Raw genomic sequence first — 9,274 nt, 5'->3', positions numbered from 1 at the left:
GTGGCCTTCCCGCTATAGGTAAGAACTAAAGGAATAATTAAAGGCAATACCTTACAGGTTTAGGGGGGGTCCGATTCGGCGTGGAAGGGGGGTCCGATTCGGCGTGATTTTTGGGGGGAGGGGGGTCCGATTCGGCGTGGAAGGGGGGTCCGATTCGGCGTGCATAAGTGGTTGAATCCACAGGCTTACAAACAAAAACCGCGTCTCGATGGACGCGGTCCTGGCTGATTGGTAGGTCGTTCAGCGCGACCTGATGACCAGGTTATCGCAACTGGTAGGGGATTGGTGGTGGTGAGGCCATCAGCATCAAGCCACCTGTTACCTGCTTCACCTTGGCTTGGGGATAGACCGCTAGGGCGGCGTGTAGCGCTGGCAAGAATTTCTTCTTGAAATCCTTGTCTGCCTCTTTGCCCTGATACTCCTGGGCAAACTGCGCCCGTAGATTGGCCCAGTACAGGACGAGCGGACGGCCTTCGATGCGATGCAGGCGCTCGGCCAGCCACACGTACACATCCATCGCCAGGGACGAGCCTTTCAAGGCCATCAGGGCGCGCATGTCGAGCGGGACAGCATGATCTACCAGTGTATTGAAATACTCGTCTGAGAACGCGATAGAGGCCGGCCAGAAGGAGCGTTGTTCGCCAGCATTGGTTAGCCAGGCTTCAAACCGCTTGATCGGCTTGCCCTCATAAGTGTAGGCCTTGCCGTTAGCGTTGAATCCGAGTGTTATACGGCAGGCCGACAGCGCCTGTACCTGCTTGCGGAACGTGGTAAAGGCGCCGCGCACGCCGCCGTTGGTCTGCTTGCCCAGCATTTGCAGAAACTCACTCGCACTGTCGCCCACGGGGATTTCCTGTGTTTTAAAACGTACCGCATAGGTGTTCATCCAGGCCAGCATCAGGCGCGGCATGGCACCGTAGGGGATCGGCTGCTGGACGAACTGCTGGCCGTCCCACAGCTTGCCGGCTTCGATCAGAAGCGCAGCATTACCGGAATGACGTTCAAAGGTCGAGCCATCTACCTTGGACCGTGGCAGGCCGACCTGGCACATGATAGTGTGCATGAACGCCATATCATCACCCTCAGGACGGGTGCTTGCGATTTCGGCCGACGCCTCAACCATTTTTGCATCTCGCTTCGTGTGCGTGGCTTTGGGCTGAATTGCTGTGAGTGATGGCTCTGGCTTAATCGCTTTAGCCGGTCTGGTGTCTTCACTTGCCGATCGCGCGCTTGTGGTCCCCGGATCCAGTCCAAAAAGATCTGTTTGAAGGGAGGTTGCTTTTTTCATGCTGCTTCAGCCGGCAAGGCGCCCTGGTCGCGGTGCCACTTCGCGAAATCCACCTCAGCGTGGCGCAGGCCGAGACCCTGGATTTCGGTCAGGGCCGTTTCAATCTTGGCGAACGATCGAGGATTCTGCCTGGCCGACTTCAACACGTACTCATCCCGGCCGCGCAGGACAATGGCCCAGCGCCGACCGTCAAAGCATTGAATGATGGCCCTAGTCACGGTGTTACTGCTGACCAGTGTTTTTGCTGTCTCCAAACTGACACTTTGCATCACTTCATCACCATAGAAAATGCTTTTTTGATCTACAGTATCACACAAAGTGTCGATAGGATACAAACAAAATGGTGGGGTCCATTAGACATAAAATCCGTTCTGCGTACGATTCGAACGGGGCAGCCAGGCTGGCCCGTTTTGCGTACGGTTTGGAATGGGCGGCCAGGCTTAGCGTTTCGTTGCGCCCGAAATGATGGATTGGAAGGCCACTACATAATCGTCATGGCGCCCTAGGGATTTCACGTAAGCCTTGGCCTCATCCTGCGTCTTATAATCGCGCTCGGTCAGCAGCACTTGATAATACTGGCCATCAACCACCAGGATTTCTCCCTGCCGCGGGAAAGGGTGCAGAAAAATCGGGCCGGCCAGCAGATCCCTTGAGCGCGCATCGTGAATACCTACGCGGACGACTTCAGTTTCAGCTCCAGACATTGGATTCTCCAAGAGATAAAGGGGTTCCAGAATAACAATTTGCATGGCTGCCGGCTATGCCTCCCTTCGGTCTGGTCAGAACATCCGTTCTACATAATGTCTTCGAAATCTTCTTGGCCCCAGACTTACGAATCATCTTTCCAGGTGTTGGCTTTTTGTGGCTTTCATAGTAAGCTACATGTGTTGCAATATTGAAAATATAAGCAGAGACTATGACTTCGCCAACAAATAACTCAGTACCGAATACACTTGAAAAAATAAAAAGACTAACTGTTGTCTCGATGTTTTCTGACGACGAGCTCGAGGAAGACTTGGTCCTGAAGGGCGGGAATGCCATGGACCTGGTCCATCGCCTAAGCTCACGTGCCTCCATGGATCTCGACTTTTCCATGAAACACGATTTCGAAGGCGGCGTAGAAGAATTCCGCTCTCGCGTAGAACGTGCGCTCAAGCGCACCTTCAAACCCGAGGGTTATGAAATTTTTGACGTGAAAATGCTAGAGAAACCTGAAGCCATCTCCGATGACATGAGGGATTTTTGGGGTGGGTATGGCGTAGAGTTCAAAATTATTGGCTCTGAACTTTACGAAAAGAACAAAGACGACATCAATGCGCTTCGCAATCAAGCGATTAGCATCGGCCAAGGTAAAAAGTTTCTTATTGACATTAGCCGATTCGAATACACTGATGGGAAAGAAGAAGCTGATTTCGATGGCTACCGGATTTACGTCTACTCGGCTGAGATGATCGTATGCGAGAAACTTAGAGCAATTTGTCAGCAATTACCTGAGTATAGCGAAATCATCAAACGAAGCTATCCCGGCAAAGCGAGGGCCCGGGATTTCCTAGACATTACACTCCTAGTCGAGGCCAAGAAAATCGATCTTACTACGCCCAGCAACCAGGAACTCCTGACTGAGATGTTCAAGGCCAAACGTGTTCCTCTCCAGTATCTCGGGAAAATAGAAGAACAACGTGACTTTCACCGCGCCGGCTTTGACTCGGTGAAAGCAACGGTCAAGGAGGGGCACGAAATAGAAGATTTCGATTATTATTTTGCTTCTATTTGTAATTTAGTAGAAAAACTAAAACCCCTTTGGAACGTATAGTTTCCACTCCTTCACATACTCCGTCTCCCCCATGTCATTGGCCAAATAAAAGTCATATTGCATGGGGAAGCGCCTCATCAGTTCGATCGCTCTTGATTTATATCCGGCCCGTTCCAAGTAATACCCAATGGCTTGATGATAGGGATAGGTATGTTGAATTTTGCTCAGCATTGCAGACAAAGCATTTACTGAGACCTGATCTTTAGCGAGCTCAAAAGCCTTCAATACCTCAAACACACCACCCGCATAGAACGGTCTCGTGGTGATGTCTATCAACGTACGCTCAATATTTGTGACGCGTATATTTATTGGGATCTCACTGTCATATTGCATTGGCTCGGAGATAACGCCCAATCTTTCCGTGTTTTTCCCGTTAATGAGACAGACTCCGACCTCGCCAAACTGAACGAAGTTGTTCGTCAGGCGAGGAGGACGTTTAAAGGCCATGTCTATCCGATGCTGTGCTAGCCCCCCAGCCGTCTGACTTCTAAGATGCTGTTCGTGGTTAAGGTAGATGGTCTTGGGGACTTGCTCCGTCAAACCATGCAACCGAACTGCTGTGTAATGACAAAAATAGCTGTTTGGCTTCAGGCTAAGCACGACTTCAAGTAGGGGCACATCACCCCACGTGTATCTAGTCTCAGCCCGATGAGGCAACGGAAAATGGAAGCGCCGAAGTTTAGAATGATTAATCAAGTACTCAATGAATTTTTGAGTATTTGTACTTTGTGCAAGGCGCCATGCCGACCGGTTACTTGCAAGAATTTCTTGCAAATCAGTCAACTTAAATATCTTCTGTTGCCTAGCATCAAGATATTTAAGGATGTCGGGTTTGGCGATCTGTATTCTGGGCTGAGGGGCCATAGTCAGTGCTGCGTAGTATATATACTACGCAGCATAGCACACTATTGATCGTTTTTGATAAAAAAAAATCAACTTTTTACATGATATAGTCCTTCGGTGAAGTATATATACTTCACCGAAGGACATGTATGTTCCTAAGACTTTGTTCTTTAAGGCTCTTAATTGATCTTGTAAATTTTAGGAAACTAGATTTTTTTATGAACACTCGTCGATAGGACCGGTATGCTGCGTAGTATATATACTACGCAGCACTACCAATTATTGCCGGTGAGCGGCTTCAGCTGACGATGGACTTCGAGCAGTAAGCGATCGAGCGACTGCCGCAGCCAAGGTGGCCGGAGAACTAGGGCAGCAGGACTGAGAACGGCGCCAGGAGCTGGCCGAGGACAGCCCGACATTCAAGGTCACGTATTGAACGCCGGGCTGTATAGGCCGTTTGGTAAGCCGATTATTGGTCTGCGGCCGATAAAGGCAGCGCCAGTGTGGAAATGAGGTTGCGAAGCTGTGGGAAGTGTAAGAAGTCCAATTTTTGAATTCCAAGTGGAATTCCACTTGGAATTCCTTATGGCTATCCTTGCTTCCGCCTACTAGGGAATTCTCGGTCCAGACGCTCGGTGAGCTCGGTGGAGGATTTAACAGCTTCTAAGGCCTTCAAGGCCTCTTCCAGGACCACGCCCTTCGGAACGTCCAGCTCCGCGACCAGGCGCTGTAGGTGCTCGTCGCATTCCAGCGAGCCCTTGATATTGATCTGCTTGTTCCGCCCGGTCCGGAAATAGTGCTGGCGAGGCCGCTCTTCGGCCGGCTTGTCGATTGGGGCTTGGCGGCTGGGGAACCCGTTTTCCTTGGCGATCCTGCCGATCTCTTCGCGATCAGCTCTTGCCTTGGGCTCCGGTGCCTTCGGTTGAAACTCTTCCAGGTTCAGCCCATCGAGGGGGTTAGCGCGGCTCATGATGCGACCTTTTCATTGTTGGGTTGCTGGGAGGCCCGGATGCGTTCGATCACCTCGGCCAGGAAATCCTTGGCGTTCTCGATCGCCTTCGGAATGTTCGACACTTCCGAAGGGGGCAGGCTTTCCAATGGCTGGCGGAACGAGAACATAGCTTTATAAGCCGCGCGTTCATGCAGCTCGGTCTTCATATACGGAATCCCGGCAGTGTCGAAGCTTTCCCGGATGTGCTTGGTATCGCGGCTGCTGATGGCCACGGACGTTCGGGTGAACAGCACCGCGTAAGGCAACCTGTAATCCGGCTTGTGCTTCTGGATCCCGCGCTCATGGGCCCGGATGAGCCGGAACGCATTGCTGGCCTGCTCGGCGTCCAGCTGGGAACCTTGCGTTGGCACGATGACAAAGTCGGCCTCTGCAATGGCATACGCGACGATGGCCGCCGCGGTGCCTTCCAGGTCGACCACGACGAACGGCGTTTTTGCCGCGGCCTCCACGATCCGGTCCGCGATCGTTTCCTCTGTGACGTCAGATACCACTGTCATTCGCTGCGGCGCGTTACCCGCTGCGGCCCAGGTCTTGATCGGGTGATTGGGATCGGCGTCGATGACGGTCACGTCGGCGCCCTGGGCGATCTGCGTAGCCAGGACGAGGGCGGAGGTGGTCTTACCCGCCCCGCCCTTGGGCGAGACAAAAACGATGGATGGCATGGCGACCTTGAATGGAAGAGCTGCAGGAAGTGCTGGAAAGCCGGAAGGTATTCAACATAGAATTCCTGAAAGAATGCCGGATGGAATTCCAAATGGCAAGCCTTATGGCTATCTTAGGATAGCCACAAGGAATTCCTTATGGAATTCTATTGCATCAGTACATCAAACTGGACGACTGGCCCGCGTGAGAATAGGATTAAATCCTATCAAGCCAAAGAAGCCGCTCATGCGAACCACCCAGCAGATGAGCATCACCTTGCCCAACGAGATGGCGGATATGGTGAAGCCAAGGTACGCACGGGCGAGTACGCCAGCGAAAGCGAAGTGATCCGGGACGGCCTGCGGGCACTGATAGCGCGGGATCGCGCGGTAGAAAGTTGGCTGCATGGCCAAGTCGGGCCCGCTTACGACGCCTTGAAAGCCGATCCAGCACGCACCGTCACCGCTGACCAGATGCGCGCCTGCTTGGCCGCTGAACACGCCAAGACGCGATGAGCTATCGCGTCATCTTCAGCCGGTTTGCCCTATCCGTCCATGGTTGACCGGTCGAGGCTCGGCAGGCTCAAGCCGGCGTCTCCTAAGCAACTGGCGGCAGCCCGAACAAGGCGCGGTCGTCGGTGCGCGTCAGGTACTTGTCCAGGCGCGTCATGAAGCGTGCTTTCACGCCTTCGTCCCGGTCCATCATCTCAAGCGCGAGTGCCCCAGCGAGGATCTTGCGACGAGTTTCCTCGGTCCGCTTTTTCTTCGACTCGACGACTTTCTGGCGCGCCTCGATCCGGCTTTTGAGGGCCTTGGCCTGCTTCAGCTTCTGTTGCAGCTCGTCGATGCGCTGCTGAGCCTTGTCGATGGGATTGCTCATGTCGGTTCTAGAGTGAGTTGAGTTTGTAGTTTTCATCCGGTACATGCCATCCGGCTTGCGCTGCATCTCTTTCACGCGATGTCCCTCGGACCCGGCTGAGGTAGCTCACGCCAATGAGCCGGGATAGCTGAGACAGTGGTAGCGCCTGTGAGCCCCGAGCGGGAGCGAAGCGAGGCGAAGGGCGCACTTAATGCAAACCCTGCGGGTTTGCGTGCGCGCCTGCCGCGGGCCAAAGACAACCCCAACGTCAAAAGCGAGCGCGCCATGGCGATCTATCACCTGTCGGCGAAGATCATCAGCCGCAAGGCCGGGCGCAGCTCGACCGCTGCGGCGGCTTATCGCGCCTGCGAGCAGATCCTTGACCGGCGCACGGGCGAGGTCCACGACTTCACGAGAAAACGCGGTCTGCAGTCGGCCGACCTCGTGATGCCGTCCGGCTCGACGTGGCAGCCGGCGCGCGCCGAGCTGTGGAACGCCGTCGAGGCGAAGAACAAACGCGCCGACGCCCAGGTCGCGCGCGAGTTCCTGGTAGCCCTGCCCGATGAACTGGATGCCGGCCAGCGGCGCCGGCTGGCAGTGGACTTCGCCCAAGAGCTGGCCGACCGCTACGGGATCGCGGCCGACGTGGCGATCCACGCGCCGGACCAGGCCGGAGACAACCGGAACCACCATGCGCACATCCTCACCACCACCAACCGCATCGAGGGTGAAGGGCTGGGGAACAAGGTGCGCGAGCTGGACCTGGTGGCGCACAACATGGGCGGTGGGGTGGGTAAGGCCAACGAGATCGACCGCATCCGCACCCGATGGGCCGAGCTGACGAACGAGCGGCTACGGGAGCTGGGCCACGACGCCAGGATCGACCACCGGACGCTGGAGGCGCAAGGCATCGAGCGCATACCGACCCAGCACCTGGGACCGACCGTCACGGCCATCGAGCGACGCACCGGCCAGCCGAGCCACAAGCGGCGGGACTTCGAACAGCAAGCGGCCGAGCGACTAGCGGCGGCCAAGATGGCCGGAGAGCTGGAGCGGCAGAACCAGACCGCCAATCGGTCAATTCTGGACCTGTCGGGCGATCTAGCGGCGGCGATCACGCAGCGCGACGCCCAAGAACAGCAAAAACGCCAAGCATTCCAGGCGCAGCTGGACAGCGGCAGGGCTGACTTCCGGGCCAAGTACGAGGCGCACAAGGCCGAGAAGGAGCAGCAGCGGCTGGCCGAGCTGGGCCGGGCCGAGGTGGAACGACAACGCCAGTCCGAACTGGAGAAACGCCGGCAGCAGCTCGAGCGCGAGCAAGAGGCGCAGCGGGAGCAGAGCCGCGACCGGGGTGGCCCCGGCTTCTCCAGGTAACGGCTTTCTCAGCAAAAATCGGCCAGCAGTGGCTTCAATCATCCTGTCGCATAGGACAACGGTACAGGTCCGGGCATTGACGTTCGCTAGAGCACTCCACATGCACTAGGACGAGGCCAGTATCGTCGCCACCAATGCCACTGCCTCTCTGCAAGTGCTCGATCCGCATTACGGTACGACGCTGGAGTGCACAGGAGAAGGAAGATTGTTGTTTCATAAGGTAACCTCTAAATGGTAAAGGCGCTCGGGACCATTCCCAGACCGCCTGCCATTCATAGTCAGATCACGACTTCTTCATTGCAATTGATTGCAACTCTGCTGGCGAAATTCGCCATAGCCTTATGTACATAAGGAATTACGTCATGACGTAAAACTGTAGCTTTTATTGCATTAATACCCACGCAAGATCACCAAGTTCGCTCCGTTCTGTGCCCTCCAAGGGCTGTTCCAGTTCTCGTAGTTTTCGCCTTGGTTGCTGCTAGCCTCGATGCACAGCCGGCCGCCACACATGTTCAGCCTAGCCCGGCCACCATGCCGCGCCAAGTCATCGACGTTGGCCTGCAGCTCGACTTTCTGCGCCCGGAGCTCCTGGATCTCAGTCAGCGTCGAAGCGACCATGTAGCGGCCGATGCCATAGACCGCGCCGATGGTCAGCGCGCCGGCCAGGCCCACCGCCGCAGCGGTCTTGAAGCTCACCCAGGTGCCGGCCTCGCGCACTTGGTGTGTGGCTTCCCGCAACACGTTCACGGCGCGATTAGCAACCTTCTCAGCGTTTTCAAGACTCTGGTTGAGGGAATCCTTCACCGCGCGGCCTGCAGCATCCTGTAGGCCGTTCTGGAGAGTTTCAGCGGCATTCCTGATGGCTTCGACGGTAGCGGCCAGTTCGCGGCGCTCCTTCGCCATCGCGGCGATCGCAGTGGCGGCCGCCTTCTGTTGGGTTTCGGCTGCTTCGATTAGGCCGAATAGCTGCTCTTGTGGGTCCATTAGAACTCCTCCTTGTCGCAGATCCTTCTAGGGAAATCCACTCTGTGGGTTCGGTTGGAGCTTGCATTCAAGCCGGGCCGGACACTTTGGGGTGGTTAAATCCTTGACAATTTTTATTTGGTGACGGCCGTATCTGTCCTCGAGCTTTGCTCTGGAGACCGGTTTTAGTGTCTGCAGACCAGGGGCGAGCAAGTCGCCGCGTCCCGGGAGGGCGCGGGGTTTCGACTGGCGATCATGGCGCGCAGGTGCCCGTAGCCCCTGGCGTCAGCCAGGGGTGAGGCGGTAGGACCCGCGCCGGTAGGCGTTCGGCCGCAGGCCGAAGTCCGTAGCCCGCCGAAGGTCTGCGCGTTCAGCCCTTGACCGTTGCTGGGTCTGAGGCTTCCTTGTGCGCCGCGTAGCGGTGCAGTCTGAATTTAAAACGTCCCTGAACGTTGTGCTTAGGTATGCTTTTCCACAATTC

10 protein-coding genes and 1 pseudogene are annotated in these 9,274 nt (G+C 55.8%); 3 read left to right on the top strand and 8 right to left on the bottom strand.

Going from position 1 to position 9,274, the window contains the following annotated elements:
• Positions 1-262: 262 nt before the first annotated feature.
• The 3 genes from ACEN9H_RS32080 to ACEN9H_RS32070 all read right to left on the bottom strand — a co-directional run bounded on the left by ACEN9H_RS32080 (position 263) and on the right by ACEN9H_RS32070 (position 2,037).
• Positions 263-1,288 (bottom strand): replication protein RepA, encoded by a 1,026-nt coding sequence (locus ACEN9H_RS32080; protein WP_413675661.1) that lies wholly within the window; start codon positions 1,286-1,288, stop codon positions 263-265.
• Complete coding sequence (locus ACEN9H_RS32075) at positions 1,285-1,623, bottom strand: hypothetical protein (protein WP_413675660.1); 339 nt, start codon at positions 1,621-1,623, stop codon at positions 1,285-1,287. Before ACEN9H_RS32075 ends, ACEN9H_RS32080 begins: the two co-directional genes overlap by 4 nt.
• 105 nt (positions 1,624-1,728) lie before the next feature.
• Positions 1,729-2,037, bottom strand: a complete 309-nt coding sequence (locus tag ACEN9H_RS32070; RefSeq protein ID WP_413675659.1) for a hypothetical protein — start codon at positions 2,035-2,037, stop codon at positions 1,729-1,731.
• 167 nt (positions 2,038-2,204) lie between these two features.
• Here ACEN9H_RS32070 and ACEN9H_RS32065 point away from each other — a divergent pair, with 167 nt between their 5' ends.
• Positions 2,205-3,101, top strand: coding sequence for a nucleotidyl transferase AbiEii/AbiGii toxin family protein (locus ACEN9H_RS32065; RefSeq protein ID WP_413675658.1), 897 nt, complete (start codon positions 2,205-2,207; stop codon positions 3,099-3,101).
• Here ACEN9H_RS32065 and ACEN9H_RS32060 read toward each other — a convergent pair.
• From ACEN9H_RS32060 to ACEN9H_RS32050, 3 genes are all read right to left on the bottom strand, one after another.
• The gene (locus ACEN9H_RS32060; protein WP_413675657.1) at positions 3,078-3,965 is read right to left on the bottom strand and encodes a type IV toxin-antitoxin system AbiEi family antitoxin domain-containing protein; all 888 of its coding nucleotides are present in this window, start codon (positions 3,963-3,965) and stop codon (positions 3,078-3,080) included. The genes ACEN9H_RS32065 and ACEN9H_RS32060 overlap by 24 nt on opposite strands.
• 568 nt (positions 3,966-4,533) lie before the next feature.
• Positions 4,534-4,914, bottom strand: coding sequence for a hypothetical protein (locus ACEN9H_RS32055; RefSeq protein WP_413675666.1), 381 nt, complete (start codon positions 4,912-4,914; stop codon positions 4,534-4,536).
• Entirely contained in the window at positions 4,911-5,618 is a 708-nt protein-coding gene (locus ACEN9H_RS32050; RefSeq protein WP_413675665.1) for an AAA family ATPase, read from the bottom strand. Before ACEN9H_RS32050 ends, ACEN9H_RS32055 begins: the two co-directional genes overlap by 4 nt.
• A 226-nt stretch (positions 5,619-5,844) precedes the next feature.
• Here ACEN9H_RS32050 and ACEN9H_RS32045 point away from each other — a divergent pair.
• Positions 5,845-6,113: pseudogene (locus ACEN9H_RS32045) on the top strand (type II toxin-antitoxin system ParD family antitoxin).
• Positions 6,114-6,195: 82 nt separating this feature from the next.
• Here the strand turns inward: ACEN9H_RS32045 and ACEN9H_RS32040 are convergent.
• Complete coding sequence (locus ACEN9H_RS32040) at positions 6,196-6,477, bottom strand: mobilization protein (RefSeq protein WP_413675664.1); 282 nt, start codon at positions 6,475-6,477, stop codon at positions 6,196-6,198.
• Positions 6,478-6,741: 264 nt separating this feature from the next.
• Here ACEN9H_RS32040 and mobQ point away from each other — a divergent pair, with 264 nt between their 5' ends.
• Entirely contained in the window at positions 6,742-7,830 is a 1,089-nt protein-coding gene (gene mobQ, locus ACEN9H_RS32035; RefSeq protein WP_413675663.1) for a MobQ family relaxase, read from the top strand.
• Positions 7,831-8,220: 390 nt separating this feature from the next.
• On the opposite strand, the gene ACEN9H_RS32030 is transcribed toward mobQ, so the two are convergent.
• A complete protein-coding gene (locus ACEN9H_RS32030; protein ID WP_413675662.1) occupies positions 8,221-8,814 on the bottom strand; it encodes a hypothetical protein in 594 nt (197 codons plus the stop codon).
• Positions 8,815-9,274: the final 460 nt, after the last annotated feature.

It is taken from the genome of Massilia cellulosiltytica, assembly GCF_047325105.1.
Classification (GTDB): Bacteria; Pseudomonadota; Gammaproteobacteria; order Burkholderiales; family Burkholderiaceae_D; genus Telluria; species Telluria orientalis.
This window is presented reverse-complemented; position numbering and strand designations above follow the sequence as displayed.

Coding starts and splice junctions, on each gene's coding strand:
- mobQ (WP_413675663.1), top strand. CDS start 6,742: ATGGCGATCTATCACCTGTCGGCGAAGATCATCAGCCGCAAGGCCGGG.
- ACEN9H_RS32055 (WP_413675666.1), bottom strand. CDS start 4,914: ATGAGCCGCGCTAACCCCCTCGATGGGCTGAACCTGGAAGAGTTTCAA.
- ACEN9H_RS32070 (WP_413675659.1), bottom strand. CDS start 2,037: ATGCAAATTGTTATTCTGGAACCCCTTTATCTCTTGGAGAATCCAATG.
- ACEN9H_RS32060 (WP_413675657.1), bottom strand. CDS start 3,965: ATGGCCCCTCAGCCCAGAATACAGATCGCCAAACCCGACATCCTTAAA.
- ACEN9H_RS32080 (WP_413675661.1), bottom strand. CDS start 1,288: ATGAAAAAAGCAACCTCCCTTCAAACAGATCTTTTTGGACTGGATCCG.
- ACEN9H_RS32050 (WP_413675665.1), bottom strand. CDS start 5,618: ATGCCATCCATCGTTTTTGTCTCGCCCAAGGGCGGGGCGGGTAAGACC.
- ACEN9H_RS32030 (WP_413675662.1), bottom strand. CDS start 8,814: ATGGACCCACAAGAGCAGCTATTCGGCCTAATCGAAGCAGCCGAAACC.
- ACEN9H_RS32040 (WP_413675664.1), bottom strand. CDS start 6,477: ATGAGCAATCCCATCGACAAGGCTCAGCAGCGCATCGACGAGCTGCAA.
- ACEN9H_RS32065 (WP_413675658.1), top strand. CDS start 2,205: ATGACTTCGCCAACAAATAACTCAGTACCGAATACACTTGAAAAAATA.